1 protein-coding gene is annotated in these 557 nt (G+C 70.4%); it reads right to left on the bottom strand.

What is annotated here, in order from left to right; translation table 11 throughout:
* Positions 1-511 (bottom strand): HhH-GPD family protein (locus FVW20_RS18445; RefSeq protein ID WP_196610718.1); only part of this gene is annotated, 511 nt, incomplete at its 3' end.
* Positions 512-557: the final 46 nt, after the last annotated feature.

The following is a 557-nucleotide window of genomic DNA, read 5'->3' as shown; positions in this document are numbered from 1 at the left end:
CCAGCGCCCGGATGCGCGCGGCGGCGGGCTGGGCGCGCACGGGGGTGTCGATGTCGAACACCCGCGACAGCACCCGCTCCACGTTGGCGTCGATGCAGGTCACGTCGCGGTTGAAGGCAATGCCCGCAATGGCGCCCGCCGTGTACGGGCCGATGCCCGGCAGGGCGCGGATGGCCTCCGGGTCGTCGGGCAGTTCGCCATCGTGCCGCTCCACCAGGGCTTTCGCCGCCTTGTGCAGGTTGCGCACCCGCGAATAGTAGCCCAGCCCCTCCCATGCCTTCAGCAACTCGTCCTCGCTGGCGGCGGCCACGCTGACAACGTCGGGGAATCGGGTCATCCAGCGCAGAAAGTAGTCCACCCCCCGGTCCATCTGCGTCTGTTGCAGCATCACCTCGGAAATCCACACCGAATACGGCTCGTAGCCGAACCGCCACGGCAGCGGGCGCTTGTGCACGGCAAACCAGCCCAGCAGGGCCGCGGCAAAGGTTTCCGCAAAGGCGGCGGTGGGCAGTTCGCGGGGCTGGCCGGTGTCGGCGGTGTCGGCGGCGCGGGCGCGG

This window comes from Nitratidesulfovibrio oxamicus, from assembly GCF_015731765.1.
GTDB classification, from domain to species: Bacteria; Desulfobacterota; Desulfovibrionia; order Desulfovibrionales; family Desulfovibrionaceae; genus Cupidesulfovibrio; species Cupidesulfovibrio oxamicus.
Note: the sequence above shows the minus strand (reverse complement) of the source record. Positions and strands in the feature narration are given on the sequence as shown.